Annotated in this window: 17 protein-coding genes; 7 read left to right on the top strand and 10 right to left on the bottom strand. The window is 67.9% G+C overall.

Annotated features, from left to right (window positions below):
- Window positions 1-30 precede the first annotated feature (30 nt).
- The 6 genes from serA to mtnC all read left to right on the top strand — a co-directional run bounded on the left by serA (window position 31) and on the right by mtnC (window position 6,259).
- Complete coding sequence (serA, locus tag INQ43_RS05600) at window positions 31-1,269, top strand: phosphoglycerate dehydrogenase (RefSeq protein ID WP_228062630.1); 1,239 nt, start codon at window positions 31-33, stop codon at window positions 1,267-1,269.
- A 180-nt stretch (window positions 1,270-1,449) separates the two neighbouring features.
- On the top strand, window positions 1,450-2,934 hold the full coding sequence (gene nhaC / locus INQ43_RS05595; protein WP_194037371.1) for a Na+/H+ antiporter NhaC: 1,485 nt from the start codon (window positions 1,450-1,452) through the stop codon (window positions 2,932-2,934).
- Between the two features lie 26 nt (window positions 2,935-2,960).
- Window positions 2,961-4,313: a sodium-dependent transporter gene (locus INQ43_RS05590; protein WP_194037370.1), complete on the top strand. Its 1,353-nt coding sequence runs from the start codon at window positions 2,961-2,963 to the stop codon at window positions 4,311-4,313.
- A 52-nt stretch (window positions 4,314-4,365) separates the two neighbouring features.
- Window positions 4,366-5,001, top strand: a complete 636-nt coding sequence (locus tag INQ43_RS05585; protein WP_194035449.1) for a methylthioribulose 1-phosphate dehydratase — start codon at window positions 4,366-4,368, stop codon at window positions 4,999-5,001.
- Window positions 4,998-5,555, top strand: coding sequence for an acireductone dioxygenase (locus INQ43_RS05580; RefSeq protein WP_194037369.1), 558 nt, complete (start codon window positions 4,998-5,000; stop codon window positions 5,553-5,555). The genes INQ43_RS05585 and INQ43_RS05580 overlap by 4 nt, the downstream gene beginning before the upstream one ends.
- Window positions 5,552-6,259, top strand: a complete 708-nt coding sequence (gene mtnC / locus INQ43_RS05575) for an acireductone synthase (protein WP_194037368.1) — start codon at window positions 5,552-5,554, stop codon at window positions 6,257-6,259. The genes INQ43_RS05580 and mtnC overlap by 4 nt, the downstream gene beginning before the upstream one ends.
- Window positions 6,260-6,277: 18 nt before the next feature.
- Here the strand turns inward: mtnC and INQ43_RS05570 are convergent, their stop codons facing one another.
- From INQ43_RS05570 to INQ43_RS05525, 10 genes are all read right to left on the bottom strand, one after another.
- Window positions 6,278-7,960, bottom strand: a complete 1,683-nt coding sequence (locus INQ43_RS05570; protein WP_194037367.1) for a calcineurin-like phosphoesterase C-terminal domain-containing protein — start codon at window positions 7,958-7,960, stop codon at window positions 6,278-6,280.
- 73 nt (window positions 7,961-8,033) lie between these two features.
- Window positions 8,034-8,651 (bottom strand): bifunctional phosphoribosyl-AMP cyclohydrolase/phosphoribosyl-ATP diphosphatase HisIE, encoded by a 618-nt coding sequence (hisIE, locus tag INQ43_RS05565; protein WP_194037366.1) that lies wholly within the window; start codon window positions 8,649-8,651, stop codon window positions 8,034-8,036.
- Window positions 8,638-9,417 carry an imidazole glycerol phosphate synthase subunit HisF gene (gene hisF, locus INQ43_RS05560; RefSeq protein WP_194037365.1) on the bottom strand — a complete coding sequence of 260 codons (780 nt, stop codon included), beginning with the start codon at window positions 9,415-9,417 and terminating at the stop codon, window positions 8,638-8,640. The genes hisIE and hisF overlap by 14 nt, the downstream gene beginning before the upstream one ends.
- Window positions 9,411-10,208, bottom strand: coding sequence for a 1-(5-phosphoribosyl)-5-[(5-phosphoribosylamino)methylideneamino]imidazole-4-carboxamide isomerase (hisA, locus tag INQ43_RS05555; protein WP_194037364.1), 798 nt, complete (start codon window positions 10,206-10,208; stop codon window positions 9,411-9,413). Before hisA ends, hisF begins: the two co-directional genes overlap by 7 nt.
- Window positions 10,209-10,283: 75 nt before the next feature.
- A complete protein-coding gene (hisH, locus tag INQ43_RS05550; RefSeq protein WP_194037363.1) occupies window positions 10,284-10,901 on the bottom strand; it encodes an imidazole glycerol phosphate synthase subunit HisH in 618 nt (205 codons plus the stop codon).
- Window positions 10,898-11,971: a bifunctional histidinol-phosphatase/imidazoleglycerol-phosphate dehydratase HisB gene (gene hisB / locus INQ43_RS05545; RefSeq protein WP_194037583.1), complete on the bottom strand. Its 1,074-nt coding sequence runs from the start codon at window positions 11,969-11,971 to the stop codon at window positions 10,898-10,900. Before hisB ends, hisH begins: the two co-directional genes overlap by 4 nt.
- 5 nt (window positions 11,972-11,976) lie before the next feature.
- Window positions 11,977-13,092 (bottom strand): histidinol-phosphate transaminase, encoded by a 1,116-nt coding sequence (gene hisC, locus INQ43_RS05540; protein ID WP_194037362.1) that lies wholly within the window; start codon window positions 13,090-13,092, stop codon window positions 11,977-11,979.
- On the bottom strand, window positions 13,089-14,417 hold the full coding sequence (gene hisD / locus INQ43_RS05535) for a histidinol dehydrogenase (protein WP_194037361.1): 1,329 nt from the start codon (window positions 14,415-14,417) through the stop codon (window positions 13,089-13,091). Before hisD ends, hisC begins: the two co-directional genes overlap by 4 nt.
- Complete coding sequence (hisG, locus tag INQ43_RS05530) at window positions 14,414-15,325, bottom strand: ATP phosphoribosyltransferase (protein WP_194035439.1); 912 nt, start codon at window positions 15,323-15,325, stop codon at window positions 14,414-14,416. Before hisG ends, hisD begins: the two co-directional genes overlap by 4 nt.
- A gap of 96 nt (window positions 15,326-15,421) precedes the next feature.
- On the bottom strand, window positions 15,422-15,745 hold the full coding sequence (locus tag INQ43_RS05525) for a YerC/YecD family TrpR-related protein (RefSeq protein WP_194037360.1): 324 nt from the start codon (window positions 15,743-15,745) through the stop codon (window positions 15,422-15,424).
- 170 nt (window positions 15,746-15,915) lie between these two features.
- Here INQ43_RS05525 and INQ43_RS05520 point away from each other — a divergent pair, with 170 nt between their 5' ends.
- On the top strand, window positions 15,916-17,790 hold the full coding sequence (locus tag INQ43_RS05520) for a diguanylate cyclase (RefSeq protein WP_194037359.1): 1,875 nt from the start codon (window positions 15,916-15,918) through the stop codon (window positions 17,788-17,790).
- Window positions 17,791-17,793 lie beyond the last annotated feature (3 nt).

The following is a 17,793-nucleotide window of genomic DNA, read 5'->3' as shown; positions in this document are numbered from 1 at the left end:
TTCGGAGTCCACTTTCCCCCTGCAGCCGCCGTGACCAAGAAGACGTCCTACCCGAAAACCGACATCCGCGTCCTGTTGCTGGAGGGCGTCAGCCAGAACGCGGTGGAGCGGTTCCGCGAAGCCGGCTACTCGCAGATCGTGCAGCACGACAAGGCGCTGCCAGAAGACCAGCTCAAGCGCGAGATCGCCGAGGCGCACATCGTCGGCATCCGCTCGCGCACGCACCTGACGGCAGACGTGCTCGCCCACGCCCCGCGCCTGATCGCGATCGGCTGCTTCTGCATCGGCACCAGCCAGGTCGACCTTGAAGCCGCCGAACTGGCCGGAATCCCGGTGTTCAACGCGCCCTACTCCAACACCCGCAGCGTCGCCGAGCTGGTGATCGCCGAAACCATCATGCTGTTGCGCGGAATCCCGCAGAAGAATGCCGCCTGCCATCGCGGCGGCTGGATCAAGAGCGCCACCGGCAGCCACGAGGCGCGCGGCAAGACCATCGGCATCGTCGGCTACGGCCACATCGGCACCCAGGTCGGGGTGATCGCCGAGGCGCTGGGGATGCACGTGCTGTTCCATGACATCGAGGACAAGTTGACGCTGGGCAACGCGCATCCCACTGCCAACCTGGGGGACCTGCTGGAGCGAAGCGACGTGGTGACCCTGCACGTGCCCGAGACTCCGGCCACGCGCAACATGATCGGCGCCGCGCAGATCGCGCGGATGCGTCCGGGCGCGCACCTCATCAACGCCGCACGCGGCACCGTGGTCGACGTGGACGCACTCGCCGCCGCGCTCCGGGACGGTCGGCTTGGCGGCGCAGCGGTCGACGTATTCCCGGTCGAGCCGGGCAGCAACCAGGACCTCTTCAGCAGTCCGCTGGTGGGCATCGACAACGTGATCCTGACCCCGCACGTCGGTGGCAGCACGCTGGAGGCGCAGGACAACATCGGCCTGGAGGTAGCGGCAAAACTGGTCCGCTACAGCGACAACGGCACCACCCTGTCGGCGGTGAACTTCCCCGAAGTCACCCTGCCAGGGCATGAGGGCAGCCTGCGGTTGCTACATATCCACCGCAACGTGCCTGGCGTGCTGTCGCGGATCAACGAGATCTTCTCCCAGCTCGGCCTCAACATCGACGGCCAGTACCTGCGCACCAACCCCGAGGTCGGCTACGTCGTGATCGATGTGAGCGCGACGGGAGCGCAGGGCGACGAGCTGAAGAGCCTGTTGAAGGCGATTCCGGGCACGCTGCGCACCCGCATTCTCTACTGAGCACGCGCATGTCCCGGCCAGCGCGCGCGCGGCTTGCCGCCCGTTTCACCACTGGGGTAAGGTGATCCGCCACTGGCCCGCACGCTGCTCGCGCGACGTGACAGAACGCAGCCACCGTCGCCACTGAACAGTCGTTGGGGAATCCATGTCAAAGACTCGCTTGTTGATCAGGTCGGCTGCATGAGCCCACGACCGGTTCGCCAGCCATCGCTGTTCCAGTCCCTGTTGCCGCTGCTGTGCCTTGCCATCGCGCTGGCGACCGGCGTCTACCTGTTTTCCGACAATGCCTCCTCGGGAGCCAACCAGGTATCGCTGATGCTGGCGGGCGGTGTCGCGGCGATCATCGGCATCCGCAACGGTCTGAAGTGGGACGACATCCAGGAAGGGATGGTCCACGGCATCTCGCTGGCGATCGGGCCGATCTTCATCCTGCTGGCGGTGGGCGCGCTGATCGGCACCTGGATCCTCAGCGGCACCGTGCCGACGATGATCGTCTACGGCCTCAAGCTGCTCCATCCGTCCTACTTCTATCCCGCCGCGTGCCTGATCTGCGCGATCGTCGGGCTGGTGATCGGCAGCTCCTGGACCGTCGCCGGGACACTGGGCGTGGCGCTGATCGGTGTCGCCCAGGGCCTGGACATGTCACCGGCAGTGACGGCCGGGGCGGTGATCTCCGGCGGCTATTTCGGTGACAAGATCTCGCCGCTGTCGGACACCACCAACATCGCGCCCGCCGCGGCCGGCAGCGAGTTGTTCTCGCACATCCGCCACATGCTGTGGACCACGGTACCGAGCATCGTCATCGCCCTGATCCTGTTCACCGTGATCGGCCTGGGCGAGGCCCGCGAGCTGGCGACCGACCAGGCCTTCGGCAACCTGCCGCAGGTACTGGGTCAGCAGTTCTCTCTCGGCGCGCACCTTTTGATACCGATGGTGGTGGTGTTCGCCCTGGCCATCACCGGCTTCCCGGCCTACCCGTCGATCCTGATCGGCGCACTGCTGGGTGCGGTGTTCGCGGTGGTCTTCCAGCCCGACGTGGTGCTCCAGTTGGCCGACAACGAGGCGCTGTCGCGGCCGATGGCGCTGCTGGCGGGAGCCTGGACGGCGATGTTCGACGGCTATCACGGCCAGACCGGCGTGGGCCCGGTGGATGACCTGCTCAGCCGTGGCGGCATGATCAGCATGCTCAACACCATCTGGCTGATCATCTGCGCGATGGGCTTTGGCGCCGTCATGGAGCGCGCCGGACTGCTTGAGCGGATGATCCGCAGCGTACTCAAGGCGGCCAGGTCGGCCGGCTCACTGATCGCCGCGACCCTGGCCACCGCCATCGGCGCGAACATCGTCGCCGCCGACCAGTACATGGCGATCGTGCTCACCGGGCGGCTGTTCGCGCCTGAATACAAGCGCCGCGGCCTCGCTCCCGTCAATCTGTCGCGCGCGCTGGAAGACGGCGGCACGATCACCTCGCCGCTGGTGCCGTGGAACACCTGCGGCGCCTACATGGCTGCCACGCTTGGCGTGGCGACCATGGATTACCTGCCCTACGCCTTCTTCAATCTCGTCGGTCCGCTGGTGGCGGTCGTCTCCGCCTACGCCGGCTTCAAGATCCTGATGCTACCCCGCACCGCAAGCCCGGCGCCGGTTCCGTCACCGGCCCGCTGAACGCTACTCAACAAGGTACTGCTTGAATGGAAAAGACCTCGATCCACGGTATGTGGTCCTCGCGAACCGCCTTCATCCTCGCAGCGACCGGCTCGGCCGTCGGCCTTGGAAACATCTGGCGGTTCCCGTACCTGGCCTCCGACAACGGCGGCGGCGCGTTCGTGCTGGTGTATCTGATGTGCATCGCCCTGGTCGGCCTGCCGATCCTGATCGCGGAGATCCTGATCGGCCGCCACGGCCGCCGCAGCCCGATCACCACGCTGGTCGCGCTGACCAGGGAAACCGGGGCGGCCAAGGGCTGGATCAGCATCGGCTGGATCGGCATCGTCGCAGGCATCCTGATTTTGAGTTTCTACAGCGTGGTCGGCGGCTGGACGCTGCACTACAGCTGGCTGTACCTGATGCAGGCCTTCGGCGGTGCCCACATCACCGACCCGGCCGCGACCTTCTCCGAGCTGCTGGCCAACCCGTGGGAGCTGGCCGGCTGGCATGCCGTGTTCATGGGCCTGACGGTGGGCGTGGTTGGGCTGGGCGTGGAGAAGGGTCTGGAGCGCGCAGTGCGTTTCCTGATGCCCGCGCTGCTGCTGACCCTGCTGGCACTGGTCGCCTATGGCGCCACCACCGGCCATTTGGGCAAGGCGGCTAGCTTCCTGTTCGAGCCCGACTTCTCCAAGGTCAATGCCGGCATGATGATGTCGGCGATGGGCCAGGCGTTCTTCTCGCTCAGCCTTGGCATGTGCACGATGATGACCTACGGCGCCTACCTGCCCAAGGACATCTCCATCCCCAAGACCGGCGCCATCGTCGCCCTGGCGGACACCGCGATCGCCCTGCTTGCAGGCCTGGCCATCTTCCCGATCGTGATTGGTTTCGGCATCGATCCGCACGGCGGCGGCCCGGGACTGATCTTCACCTCGTTGCCGCTGGCCTTCGATGTGATGACGGGCGGCGTGATCTACGGCCTGATGTTCTTCGGGCTGCTGTTCGTGGCGGCGTGGACCTCGTCGATCTCGCTGCTGGAGCCTGCCACCGCGTTCCTGGTCGAGCGTCGAGGCGTGCCCCGCAAGCGCGGCTCGCTGATGGTCGCCGGGGTGTGCTGGCTGATCGGTCTGGCGACGGTGTTCTCGTTCAACATCTGGTCGCACGTGCGCATGCTCGATCGCGACCTGATGGGCCTGATCGAACTGCTCGCCAACGACATCATGCTGCCGCTGGGCGGCCTGCTGATCGCCCTGTTCGCGGGTTGGGCGCTGAAGGAGACGGTGCTGCGCGAGCAGCTTGCGGGCATCTCCCCTGCGGTGTTCACCACCTGGCGCTGGGTAGTGCGCATCGTGGCGCCGCTGTTGGTATTCATCGTGCTGCTGAACGTCGTGCTCTGACAGAGCGTGGGCGCCAGGCGTGGCTCGCACGGGCATCCGATAAACTGGCCGGATGAAGCCATACCCCTACGATCCGCAGCTGTTTGCCGCACGCGCCGATGAGCTGGCGCGCAACGTCCGCGATATAGCCTCGGCTGGCTGGACGCCGGCCACCAGCAGCAACTTCTCCCAGCGCCTGGACGCGCACCATGTCGCCATCACCGTGTCCGGCGGCGACAAGGGCGAGCTGACCGCCGACGGCATCATGGTGGTCGACCTCGAGGGCAACGCGGTGGCCACCGAGCGACGCTCCTCGGCCGAGACCCTGCTGCACACCCGTCTGTACCGCCGCTTTGCCGAGGTCGGCTGCGTGTTGCATACGCACTCGCAGAACCAGACCGTTGCTTCGCGCCTCTACGCCCCTGCCGGCAAAGTGCGGCTGGAAGGCTATGAGATGCTCAAGGCCTTCCACGGCAACACCACCCACGAAGCCGCGATCGAGCTGCCGGTGCTGCCCAACAGCCAGCACATGCCCACCCTGGCCGACCAGGTGGACGCGCTGCTCGACCGCCAGACCATGTGGGGCTACCTGATCGATGGTCACGGCCTGTATGCCTGGGGGCGTGACATGGTGGAGGCGCGACGCCACCTGGAGGCGTTTGATTTCCTGCTGGGATGCGAACTGGAACTGAGGAAGCTGCAACGATGAGCCGCCTGCGTATTTTCACCGACCGCGACCCTGCGACCGCGGTGTCATCCACCAGCGACCACGCGGAAATTGCGCGCGAGCTGGCGGCCATCGGGGTAGCCTTCGAGCGCTGGGAAACCAGCGACGAGGTCAGCGGCGGCGATGCTCCCGAGAAGATCCTCGCCGCCTACAGGACCGACATCGACCGGCTCGTCGCCGAACACGGCTTCCAGAGCGTCGATGTCGCCAGTGTCGGTCCCGACAACCCCAAGCGCGCCGAAATCCGCAAGACCTTCCTCGAGGAGCACTTCCACAAGGAAGACGAGGTGCGCTTCTTCGTCGCCGGCTCGGGGCTGTTTACCCTGCACGTGGATGACAGGGTGTACGAGGTGCTGTGCGAACAGGGCGACCTGATCTCCGTGCCCGACGGCACGCCGCACTGGTTCGACATGGGCGCAGAGCCGGACTTCGTCGCCATCCGCTTCTTCAAGCAACCCGACGGCTGGATCGGCCATTTCACCGGCACCGACATCGCTGGCCGCTTTCCGCGTCATGAAGGGAGCCCGGCGAAGTGACCACGTCAAACCGGGTGATCCTCACCGATATCGAGGGCACGACCAGCAGCATCTCCTTCGTCAAGGAAGTGCTGTTCCCGTTTGCCCGCCGCGCCCTGCCCGCCTTCGTCAAGGTCCGCGGGCACGAGCCGGCGGTGCGCAAGTGGCTGGACCTGGTCGCCACCGAACTGGGCGGCATGTGCCAGGACGCGATGATTGCCGAGGTCATGCAGGGCTGGATCGACGAGGACCGCAAGCACACCGCGCTCAAGGCCCTGCAGGGAATGATCTGGGCCGACGGTTACCGCAACGGCGACTTCACCGCGCACATCTACCCGGATGCGGCGCAGGCGCTGCAGCGCTGGCACGCCGACGGTGTTCCGCTGTATGTCTTCTCGTCGGGCAGCGTGCCGGCACAACGGCTGTTTTTCGGCCACAGCGATGCCGGCGACCTCACCGGGCTGTTTTCCGGGTGGTTCGATACCGAGGTCGGCGAGAAACGCGATTTCCGCAGCTACGACCGCATCGCCTCCGAGATCGACGTCCCGGCGGCGCGCGTGCTGTTCCTGTCCGACGTGGTCGCCGAGCTGGACGCCGCGCGCACCGCGGGCATGGACACGGTCCTGATTGACCGCCGCGAGGACTATCCGGAGGCGCGCGACGCCGACGCGGCCAACGGCCATCGCCGGCTGGAATCCTTCGAGGGCATCGATCCGGCCGTTTGAGCCGCGCCGCCTGGCGCCTTATTCGCTCGCGTCCTGCAACCGGTAGGTCGTGTGCGCCGTCTGTTCGCCGAGCCAGCGATCGTTCGTCCGTACCTCGACCCGGTGCTCGCCGATCGGCAGGTCGGTGGGCAGCGCGCCGCGCCAGAGGTGGCGGCTCGGCTTGGCTTCGGGTGAGCGGTCGAAGCCGCGCAGCGTGGCCGCCTCGTCGTCGCGGACGTTCTCGACCAGCAGGCGGGGATCGGCCTGCACCACCTTGCGCATGGGCTTCCATTCACCGTCGCCCACGCGGTACTCGACCTGGCTGTCGTCCATGCCCATGAACACGTTGGCGTACGCGCCCCAGGCCGGATAGGCGCCGCGCCGCAACACGCGCGGTGCGTGCAGCGCCATGGCCTGGGTGAATCCGGGCTGGTTGGCCGGCAGGCGCGCCGGATGCCAGCTCAGGGCGTAGTCGCCGGACGGGCCGATCTTCAGCCGCGCATACCCGTTGGGCGTGCCGTCGGCCATCATCGAATCGGGGATGCCCGCCTCGTCCTTGACCCCGGACCAGAACGCGCCACAGGCCGCGCCGACGTTGTATTCATGCAGCGGACGGGAACCGTTCCAGCCCTCGGCGGCGCCGTGGCGGAAGTGTTGCTGGACGTGGGTGTGGCCGCTGAGCAGCAGCACCTTGTCGAAGCGCTGCAGCAGCCGGAACAGCCGCTGCCGGTCGGCGGCGCGGAAGGTCTCCGCACCGGTCGCGGCCGCGGTGTTGAAGAACGGGATGTGGGCGCCCACCACCAGCCGGGTATCCGGGGCCAGCGTGGGCAGGTAGGCCTCGAGGAAGGCGAACTGGTCCTCGCGCAGGCCACCGACGTAGCCGGCGCCGGGCAGATGGATGACGTCGTCGAGCAGGATGACCGCCGTGCCGCGCTCCTCCCAGGCCACGGTGTCCGGGCCGAAAACCCGGCGGAAGGTCAGCGTCGAGTCGGCATCGGAGGCAGCGTCCAGGTCCATGTCGTGATTGCCCGGCGCGTGCAGCCAGGGCACGCCCAGTGTCGCGGTGCGGGCGTTGATTGACGGGTACAGCGAGAGATCGTCATCAACGATGTCGCCCAGGCTCAGTCCCAGTTGCGCGGGGGCGTCCTTGCGGATCGTGTCCAGGATGTCGCGGTCGTAGTAGTCAACGTCGACCAGCGATTTCACCTGCGGGTCGGCCATCAACAGCACCTGCAGATCGCCCGCCGGCCCCGGGCTGGGCTGCAGGGCCACGTCCATGCTCAGGCGCGTGTCGGCGGGGATGCCGCCGTACTGGAGCTCGGGCGAGCCGGCCGGAAAATAGTGCTGCCAGAACGCCGGCAGCCCGTCGGCGCGGGTGGCGAAGGCGTAGTCCGCGGGCTTCACTGCGAACACCGTGTCACCCGGGCGGACGGTGATCCGGTAGCTGCCGTCAACGGCGCTGCGGACGATGTCGCGGCCGTTGGAGAGCTTGACCCCGGCCACGCCCGCCTCCCCCGGGTCGCGCTGGCCGTTGCCGTTGGTGTCGGCGTAGACCACGCCGGTGAAGTCCGCGCCTTGCTTCGCGACGGCCGGCGCCTGCGCGGAAGCCAGCAGCGGTGTGCAGACCAGCGCTGCAGCCAGGCCCAGCGCCGCGAATGTCGGCCGGATCAGCAGCACACGGCGGTGAGGTGGACGAGCCGAGGGATGGAGGGATGCGCGCATGCGGGCCGTTCCGTTGCAGAGACAGGATCGAAGCCTAGCAGCGCCGAACGCCAGGCGAGCCCCGCAGCCGCACTCAACCGGCGCGGTCGGCGCGGTGGCGCTCGCGCATCACGGCAATCGCGGCGTCCAGCGAAAGCCCGCGCGCGCGCAGCAGCACCATCAAATGGAAGATCAGGTCAGCCGCCTCACCTGACAGCGCCTCGTCGTCCTCGGCCACGGCGGCGAGTGCAGTCTCCACGCCCTCCTCGCCGACCTTCTGCGCGATGCGACGGATGCCGCTTTCGAACAGGCCGGTCGTATAGCTTCCGGCGGGCCGCTCGAGCTCGCGCTGGCGAACGACATCATCGAGCTCGGCCAGCAGGTTGCCCGGCGCGTCGGGGAAGCAACTGGCGCGGTCAAGGTGGCAGGTCGGTCCCTGCGGCCGCGCCAGCACCAGCAGGGTGTCATCGTCGCAGTCCGCGTGCAGCGAGACCAGGTTGAGGAAATTGCCCGAGGTCTCGCCCTTGGTCCAGGCCTGCTGCCTGCTGCGGCTGTAGAAGCTGACCTTGCCGGTCTCGCGAGTGGTCTGCAGCGCGGCGCGGTCCATGTAGCCGAGCATCAGCACGCGCAGGGTATACGCGTCCTGCACGATGGCGGGCAGCAGACCGCTGGCGGGGTCCCAGGCGAGCGAGTCGGGATCAGGAAACGGCATGACGCACCTCGATGCCCTGCGCGTGCAGGTACTGCTTGAGTTCGGGAATGGCGACGGCGCCGGAATGAAAGACGCTGGCGGCAAGCGCACCGTCGACGTCGACACGCCGGAACAGGTCGAGGAAGTGCCCGGAAGTCCCCGCCCCGCCGGACGCAATCAGCGGCACCGCGCAGACCTCGCGCACGCGCTGCAACTGTTCGATATCGTAGCCCTCGCGCACGCCGTCGCTGCTCATGCAGTTGAGCACGATCTCACCCGCGCCCAGCTCCTGCACCTGCGCGACCCACTCCAGCGTGGTCTTCGAAAGCGCCCGGGTGCGCTGCACGTCGCCGGTGAACTGGCGCACGCGCCACTGGCCGTCCTCATCGCGCAGGCTGTCCACGCCCACGACGACGCACTGGACGCCGAACGCGTCGGCCAGCTCGGCCACCAGTTCAGGCCGTTGCAGCGCCGGCGTGTTGACCGAGATCTTGTCGGCGCCGGCGTGCAGCACCTTGCGGGCATCCGCCACGCTGCGGATGCCGCCCGCGACGCAGAACGGGATGTCGATGACGCGCGCGATCCGCTCGACCCAGCCCTTGTCCACGTGGCGTCCCTGCGGACTGGCGGTGATGTCGTAGAACACCAGCTCATCGGCGCCGGCATCGCGGTAACGCATGGCCAGCTCGACGATATCGCCGACATCGACGTGGTCGCGGAAACGCACGCCCTTGACGACGCGGCCATCGGCGACGTCCAGGCAGGGGATGATCCGCCGGCTCAGCATGGACGCTCCTCGGCCAGCGCCGACGCCAGGTCCAGTCGACCGTCCAGCAGCGCCTTGCCCAGGATCGCGCCGCTGCAGCCCGCGTCGCGCACCGCAGCGATGTCGGCGGTGTCGCGCACGCCGCCGGAGGCCTGCAACTGCATGTCCGGTGCCAGCGATAGCAGGTGGCGATAGAAATCCAGGTTGGGGCCGGCCATCATCCCGTCGCGGGCGATGTCGGTGCACAGCAGGTGGCGCAGGCCTTCGCCGGCGTAGCGCGCCAGCAGGATTTCCAGCGAGACATCGCTGGCGCGGGTCCAGCCGGCGGTCGGCAATTGCCAGCGCCCGTCTTCGTCCTGGCGTGCGTCCAGCGCGACGGTGATGCGCTCGGGGCCGAAACGGTGGATCCAGCCGATCACCTGGTCCGGCTCGCGCACCGCCAGCGAGCCGACGACGACACGGTCCGCACCGGCCTCCAGGATCGCCTCGACATCGGACTCGGTGCGGACGCCACCGCCGGTCTGGATCTGCAGCTTCGCCGTCTGCTTCAGTTTGCGCAACAGCTGTTGCAGTGTGTAGCCGCCCGCACGCGCCGCGTCGAGATCGACCAGATGCAGCCAGGACGCGGCCGTATCGGAATAACGCCTGGCAACGATGGCTGGCTGGTCGGGGTAGCGGGTTTCGCGGTCGTAGTCGCCCTGCTGCAGACGGACCACGCGGCCGTCGCGCACGTCGATGGCCGGATAGACGACGAATGCGTCCGGGGTGGGCCGGGCCACTACGACGGCAGGACGCGGTTCGAGGGAAGGCATGCAATCAACTCCGGGAATCATGGGTGTGGCACATCGTGAGACGAAGCGGCGATGGGCAAACGGGCGCGCGCCCGCTCACGCAGTGATCTTCAGGAAGTTGGCGAGCAGTCGGATGCCCACCGTTGACGAGCGCTCGGGATGGAACTGCGCCCCGTAGCGGTTGCCGCTGCGCACCACCGCGGAGAACGTGCTGCCGTGTTGGCACGTCGCCAGCGTCCGCTCGTCGACCGGCGCGGCGTAGCTGTGGACGAAATACACGTGCGCGCCCTCCGCGATGCCTTCCAGCAGCGGATCATCCTGGGAAAACTGCAGGGTATTCCAGCCCATGTGCGGCACCCGGATGGTGGGACTGGCGACGGTGGCAGGCGATGCGGCCAGTTTCCGCACCGTGCCCGGAATCAGCCCGAGACACTCGACATCGCCCTCCTCCGAGCCCTGGTAAAGCAACTGCATCCCCAGGCAGATGCCCAGCAGGGGCTGGGTCAGCCCGCGCAATACGCCGACCAGATCGCGCTCGCGCAGTCGGGCCATGCCGGACGCCGCGGCGCCGACGCCGGGCAGGATCACCCGTTCTGCCGTCGCAATTTCCTGCGGGTCGCGGCTGACCCGGACGTCCGCGCCCAGGCGCTCGAGCGCGTAGCGCACCGATCCCAGGTTGGCACCGCCTGCATCGACCAGAACCGTTGCGCTCACAGTGTTCCCTTGGTGCTCGGCAGTTCCCGGCCTTCGCGCCGGATCGCCTGGCGCAGGGTGCGCGCGACCGCCTTGAACCCCGCCTCGACCTTGTGGTGGTCGTTGTCGCCGTGGACCGACAGGTTGAGGTTGATCGCGCCGCCTTCGCACAGGGATCGGAAGAAATGCGGCACCAGTTCGGTCGGCATGTCGCCGATCATCTCGCGCTGAAACTCGCCGTCAAAGACGAAATAGGGCCGACCCGAGAAATCCAGCGCGGCGCTGGCCAGCGTCTCGTCCATCGGCAGGGTGAATCCGTAGCGACCGATGCCGCGCTTGTCGCCCAGGGCCTCACGCAGCGCCTGGCCCAGCGCCAGCGCGCTGTCCTCGATGGTGTGGTGCTCGTCCACGTGCAGGTCACCCTCGCACTCCAGCTGCAGCGCGAAACCGCCGTGCTTGCCGATCTGCTCGAGCATGTGGTCGAAGAACCCCAGGCCGGTCGAGACCTGCGGCTCGGCGACGCGGTCCAGGTCGACCTCGACCCGGACGCGGGTCTCGCGGGTGTCGCGGGTGACCACCGCGCGGCGTGGCGCATCGGCCAGCTCATGGGCGATGCCGGGCCAGTGCCACTCACCGCCGAACCGCTCGGTACGCAGCTGGAACCCGCGGATGCCCATGTTATGGGCGAAGCCGTTGTCGGTTTCCCGGTCGCCAACCATCGCCGAGCGCTTCCAGTCGATTCCGCGGTCCTTCAGCAGGTGCAGGGCCAAGCCGATTCCCGGCTTGCGCGTGGGCGCGTTGTCGGCCGGCCAACTGGTGTCGATCAGCACCTCGCGGAAGGTGATGCCCTGGCTCTCGAGGATCTGCATCATCAGCTGCTGCGGACCGTCGAACGCCTCCTGCGGGAATGCGTCGGTGCCCAGGCCGTCCTGGTTGGTGACCATCACGAACTCATAGCCGGCGTCGCGCAACTTCAGCATCGCCGGCACGACGTCGCGGACGAAGCGCAGCTTGCACAGGCTGTCGAGCTGGAAATCGTGCGGCTCCTCGATCAGGGTGCCGTCACGATCCACGAACAGGATCGGGGTCAGACCACTCATTGCGTGCGCTCCAAAGTGTTGATGGCGTCGATGACGCGGTTGTTCTGGTCACGGGTACCGACGGTGATCCGCAGCGCATCGCCAAGTCCGCTGGCGGCGCGTTGATCGCGGACGACGATGCCGGCGGCAAGCAGGCGCGCCATCGCGGCGTCGGGCTCGTGGAACCGCACCAGCAGGAAGTTGGCCTGCGACGGATACACCCGCCGGACGGCTGCGCTGTCGGTCAGCGCCGCGTGCAGGCGCTCGCGCTCGGCGAGGACCTGGGCGACGCCCGCATCTGTGCGCGCGATCGCCTCGGCCGACAGCGACCGGCAGGCAAAATCGATGCACGGCGTTGGCAAGGGATACGGCGCCTGGCAGCGACGGAGCACCGCGATCAGGCCGGCGTCGGCGATCACGCTGCCGATCCGCGCACCAGCCAGTGCGTGCGCCTTGGACAGCGTCCGCAGCACGGCGATATTGGGTTGACGGTCGATCAGGGACGCCGCCGAGGCGACCTCGCTGAACTCCCCGTAAGCCTCGTCGACCACGACCAGTGCGCGGTCCTGCAACGCAAGCGCCAGCGCCTCGATGCGGTCCAGCGGCAGTGCAGAGCCGGTCGGATTGCCCGGCGAACAGAGGAAAACGATCTTGACCGGACCCGCGGTTGCCGCACGCTCGATCGCCGCGAAATCGGCTTCGAAGCCGATCGGGCGATCCGACGCTTCGTTGTCCAGCAGCGGAACCTCGATCACCGCGGTGCCGTGCAAGCGAGCACTCACGGCGTACATCCCGAAGGTCGGCGGGGTGACCAGCACCGCGTCGGCGCCTGGCCGGCACAGCGCGCGGACGAGCAGGTCGATGGCCTCATCACTGCCGCGCCCGACCAGCAGGCGGCCGGCGTCGCACCCGTACAGCCCCGCCAGCAGCGCGCGCAGGGCGGCCGGTTGCGGATCGGGATAGCGACGCAGCGCCCCGTCGGGATCGGCGGCATTGGGCGACGGGGATTCGTTGGCGTTGAGCCAGGTGTTCCCGTCCAACGCGGCGGTGCGGGCCGACGCGTAACCGGCAAATCCGGCGAGGTCCTCGCGCACCAGCCGCATCGGGTCAGCTTTCACGGCGGACGCGCTCATGCCGCGTCCAAGCGGCGCGAGACCGCCAGGCGATGGGCGTCCAGACCCTCCGCGCTGGCCAGTTCGACCGCGCAGGGACCAATCGCGCGCAGGCCCTGCCGGTCCACTTCCTGCACCGTGATCGCGAGCTGGAAGCTTGCGACGTTGAGCCCACCGACGAACCGGGCCGCGCCGCTGGTCGGCAGGACGTGGTTGGTGCCGCTGCAGTAATCGCCAAGCGCCTCGGGTGCCCAGTCGCCGAGAAACACCGAGCCCGCAACGCTCACCGACGGCAGCCACCGGCGGGCGTCGCGCAGGGCGAGGATCAGGTGCTCAGGCGCGTACGCGTTGCTGATCGCGAAGGCGTCCTCCAGCGTCACCACCTGAATCATCCGCGCCGACCGCAGTGCCCGGCGCGCGGTCTCGACCCGTGGCAGCTCCAGCAGCTGCGCCTCGATCTGCGCAATGACGCGCTCGATCAGACTGCCGTCGTCGCTGATCAGGATCACCTGGGAATCCGGGCCGTGCTCGGCCTGGGACAACAGGTCGGCGGCGACGAATTCCGGGTTCGCGCCGGCATCGGCGATGACCAGCACCTCCGACGGTCCTGCCGGCATGTCGATGCCGACGCCACGCTCCATCTGCGCGACCTGGCGCTTGGCCTCGGTTACATACGCATTGCCGGGACCGAACAGCTTGTCGCACGCCGGTACGCTTTCGGTTCCCAGCGCCATGGCGGCGATGGCCTGCACGCCGCCGAGCTTGAGCACCCGGTCGATGCCGCAGCTTGCGGCCGCTACCAGCACGGCCGGATCGACGCTGCCGTCGGCCCGTGGCGGCGTGCACAGCACGACATCGCGGCAACCGGCCAGCCGCGCCGGAATGCCCAGCATCAGCGCAGTGGACGGCAGCGGCGCGGAGCCCGCCGGCACGTACAGGCCGACCCGCTGGATCGGCCGCAGCACCCGCTCGCAGCGCACGCCCGCTGCGGTATCCACCGCATACGGCTGGGTCATGCCGGCAGCGTGGAACTGCTCGATCCGGGCGCCTGCTTCGACGATGGCATTGCGCAGGGCCGGCGCGATTTCCGCTTGTGCCTTGGCAAACTCTTCCGCGGAGACCGCGAGGGTGTCGATGTCAACGCCATCAAAACGGGCGGTCAACGCTCGAAGGGCCGCGTCGCCACCGACGCGGACTTCCTCGATCAACGCCGTCACCGCGGCTGCCGTCTTGGCGCCATCCACCTGCGCCGGTCGCCGCAGCGCGTTCGCGCGTGCGGCACTGTCCAGCGAGTCCCACTGCAGACGGTTCTGCGGGCCGATCGCCGCGATGGATGCGCGGCTCATGCCAGCATCCCTTCCACCGGCAACACCATCAGGCCCATGGCGCCGGCGCGTTTGAGGTCCTCCAGCCGCTGCCAGGTGAGGTGGCCGTGGCACAGGGCCTGCAACGCCAAACGATCCGCGCCGTCGACCTGCATGACGGTGGGCGCCTCGGCATCGGGCAGCAACGGCAGCAGCTCCGGCAGGCTTTCACGCCTGGCCTGGAACAGCAGCAGCTTGCTGTTGCGGATCCGCAGCGCGCCGTCCAGACGGCGCAGCAACAGCTCCACCAACTCGCCGCGCGCGGCATCCAGATCCTGCATCGGGCCGGCAAGCACCGCCTCGCTCTCGAACAGCGTGACCACCGGCTTCAACTGGTTCGCCGCCAGGGTCGCGCCGCTGGATACCAGATCGCAGATCGCGTCCGCCTGCCCCAACCGCGGCGCGATCTCCACCGAACCGGACAGCAGCACCACCTCGGCCTGGACGCCCTCACGCGCCAGCCATTCGGAAAGAAGCGCAGGATAGCTGGTCGCAATGCGCTTGCCCGCCAGCTGCGCCGGAGACTCCCACGCCTCGCCTTCGGGGATCGCCAGCGCCAGGTGGCAGTCGCCAAAACCCAGCGCGCGCCATTCCCTGAATGCCGGCGCGGCCCCGGAGGCGCGCCGGGCGCCGTCCTGCTCGGCCATCACGTTGCGCCCGACGATGCCCAGGTCGCAGACGCCGTCGGCGATCAGTCCGGGAATGTCGTCATCGCGGACCAGAAGCAGGTCCACCGGCAGCGATTCGCCGTAGCAGAACAGCCGGTCACGGCTTTCCCGCCAGCTCATGCCGCAGGAGGCAAGCAAGGCCCGCGCGGGCTCGGCGAGGCGGCCGTTTTTCTGGATGGCGATGCGCAGGCGGTCGCGGCCGGCGGGAACGGGTGGGGTCATTGGGAAATCCGGAAGCGTGCATCGTGCCCGTGGGCAGCAACGCAATGACGAAATGGGGGGGAGGAGCGAAACAGCGAGGGTGAAGCGGCGGGGAGCTCAGGCGCCGCCTGGATGCAACTCCGGCTCGATATGGCGGATCGCCGCGGCATAGCCGCCGGCGCCATGATCGATGGTCCGGGCCACCCGCCCGATGGTGGTGACGCTGACCTGCGTGCGCGAATGGATCTCGCGATACGGGATGCCCTGCAACAACAGCGGAACGACCCGCCAGCGCCCGGTCATGGCTTCAAGCTCCGCCGGGGTGCACAGATCGAGCAGAAAGGCGCGCACGTCGTCGCGGCTTTGCAGGGCGACAAGCGCAACGGAAAGTGCGTCGAGGTCGTCTGCCGCATCGTGCGAATTGCTTGCTTGTGGCTTCATGTGGGTTGTAACAATGTAATAACGTGCTATTACGTTATTGCACGTCCCTTGTTCCGTCAAGGGTGTTGCAGGGGTAGGATTCTGTTGGGGACAGGCACCGCCTGTCGCAGTCGCGGCACGCGTGCGGGTCGGCGAGCAGGAGATCGCAAAGGCAGAAACGGGGATATCCGATGAAGGGCAGGAGGCTGTCGGGATGGGGCGGCGTGCTGGCGTGGCTGGCACTCGCGAGCGTGTCCGTGGCTTTGCATGCGGCTCCCACTGCCACCAGCGATCCCGTCGAGACCCGCCCCGTCCTGCAGCTCGACATTCAGACCTCGCGCCTTGAGCTCACGCCCTACGTCAGTGTCTATCACGATCTGGAAGGCCAGGACGACCTCGCCGCCGCACGCAAGGTGCTGGATTCCGGCGGATTCGTCCCGCTGCCAGGCAACAAGACCGCCTTTGGCTTCCAGCCCGGCGCGCTCTGGTTCCACACGCGCATTGTCAACTCCAACGCGCGGGAGCCCCGCTGGCTGCTGGTGCAGAAATACGCCCTGAGCGACCACATCGAGGTGCACACGCTGCATGCCGATGGCCGCGTCGACACCCACGTCGGCGGAGACGCGCTGCCCTTCGAGGCACGCAGCATCCGCTATCGCACGCCGAATTTCTTGATCAACGTGCCACCCGGGCCGCCGGTGGACCTGCTGGTGCGCATCAGCAGCCAGAGTTCGATGCAGGTACCGCTGTGGCTGTACACCCCGGGCGCGTTCGCCGAGGTGTCGCGCGACGCCCAGTTCGGCATCGGCCTGTACTACGGCATCCTGCTCGCGCTGTTTTTCTACAACCTGGTGCTGTGGCTGCGGCTGCGGGACCCCAGCTACTTCTGGTACCTGCTGCACATCTCCGCGTTCGGGCTGGTGCTGTTCACGCTCAACGGCCTGGGCTTTGAATACCTGTGGCCGAAATCACCGTGGCTGGCCGACAAGGCCGTGCCGCTGTCGATCTGCCTGGCCCAGGTTGGCATGCAGCAGTTCGCCCGCTACTTCCTGGAGTTGCGCACGCGTTGGCGGCTCGGGGACCTGATCGGCCTGGCGATGATCGCGTTCTTTGTGGCCTGGGGAATCGCGTCCATCTGGCTCCCTTACCGCATTGCGACGCCGGTCGCCTCGGCCGCCGTGTTCGTCAGCATCGCCTGGATCGCCATTGAGTCGATCGTGGTGACCGCGCGCGGCTACAAGCCGGGGCGCATCTTCCTGCTCGCCTGGGGATTGTTCCTCCTTGGCACGGGAATGTTCGCCGCGCTGGCGTTTGGGGTGTTGCCGAAAACCTTCATCACCGAATACGGCGTGCAGATCGGCTCGGCGACCGAGATGCTGCTGCTGTCCATCGCGCTCAGTTATCGCTACTCAGCGCTGCGGCACGAGAACGAGCGGATCATCCGCGCGGGTCGGGAAGAACTGGCGCAGAAGGTCGAGCAGCGCACCTCGGAGCTTCGCCTGGCGCTGGACCAACTCGGCCACGCACACGCCCGCCTGCGTGAATCCAGCCAGCGCGACAGCCTCACCGGCCTGCACACACGCGCGCATTTCATGGACCGGTTCCAGCAGTTGATGACCGAGGCGCACCGTTTGCACCAGCCGCTCTCACTGCTGATGATCGACCTGGACCACTTCAAGGAGATCAACGACCAGCATGGCCACCTGGTCGGCGACGAGTGCCTGCGTTTCAGCTCGCACGTGCTCGGCCAGGCCTTGCGCGAGCACAGTGCGCTGTTCGCGCGATTCGGCGGTGAGGAGTTCGTCGTCGCCCTGCCCGGCAAGGACCGCGAGGCAGCCATGCGCGTCGCCGAGGGTCTGCGCCACGGGCTGGATCAAGCGCCGTGCGAAACGGCCGGCTTGACGATCCACCTCACCGCCAGCATCGGCGTGCACCAGCTGGACCTGGACGGCAGCACCCAGGTCGCCGCCGCCCTGCAACAGGCCGACGATGCGCTGTACCGGGCGAAAGCGGAAGGGCGCAATTGCGTGCGCTGGGACGTCGACCAGCCGACGCCCGCCATCTGACGC

This window comes from Lysobacter sp. H23M47 (assembly GCF_015209765.1).
GTDB classification, from domain to species: Bacteria; Pseudomonadota; Gammaproteobacteria; order Xanthomonadales; family Xanthomonadaceae; genus Novilysobacter; species Novilysobacter avium.
Note: the sequence above shows the minus strand (reverse complement) of the source record. Positions and strands in the feature narration are given on the sequence as shown.

Bases quoted from the DNA above. Each gene is read 5' to 3' on its own strand.
- INQ43_RS05590 (WP_194037370.1), top strand. From the start codon at position 2,961: ATGGAAAAGACCTCGATCCACGGTATGTGGTCCTCGCGAACCGCCTTC.
- hisC (WP_194037362.1), bottom strand. From the start codon at position 13,092: ATGAGCGCGTCCGCCGTGAAAGCTGACCCGATGCGGCTGGTGCGCGAG.
- INQ43_RS05580 (WP_194037369.1), top strand. From the start codon at position 4,998: ATGAGCCGCCTGCGTATTTTCACCGACCGCGACCCTGCGACCGCGGTG.
- nhaC (WP_194037371.1), top strand. From the start codon at position 1,450: ATGAGCCCACGACCGGTTCGCCAGCCATCGCTGTTCCAGTCCCTGTTG.
- INQ43_RS05585 (WP_194035449.1), top strand. From the start codon at position 4,366: ATGAAGCCATACCCCTACGATCCGCAGCTGTTTGCCGCACGCGCCGAT.
- INQ43_RS05520 (WP_194037359.1), top strand. From the start codon at position 15,916: ATGAAGGGCAGGAGGCTGTCGGGATGGGGCGGCGTGCTGGCGTGGCTG.
- hisF (WP_194037365.1), bottom strand. From the start codon at position 9,417: ATGCTGAGCCGGCGGATCATCCCCTGCCTGGACGTCGCCGATGGCCGC.
- hisIE (WP_194037366.1), bottom strand. From the start codon at position 8,651: ATGCCGTTTCCTGATCCCGACTCGCTCGCCTGGGACCCCGCCAGCGGT.
- INQ43_RS05570 (WP_194037367.1), bottom strand. From the start codon at position 7,960: ATGCGCGCATCCCTCCATCCCTCGGCTCGTCCACCTCACCGCCGTGTG.
- hisD (WP_194037361.1), bottom strand. From the start codon at position 14,417: ATGAGCCGCGCATCCATCGCGGCGATCGGCCCGCAGAACCGTCTGCAG.
- hisA (WP_194037364.1), bottom strand. From the start codon at position 10,208: ATGCCTTCCCTCGAACCGCGTCCTGCCGTCGTAGTGGCCCGGCCCACC.
- INQ43_RS05525 (WP_194037360.1), bottom strand. From the start codon at position 15,745: ATGAAGCCACAAGCAAGCAATTCGCACGATGCGGCAGACGACCTCGAC.
- hisG (WP_194035439.1), bottom strand. From the start codon at position 15,325: ATGACCCCACCCGTTCCCGCCGGCCGCGACCGCCTGCGCATCGCCATC.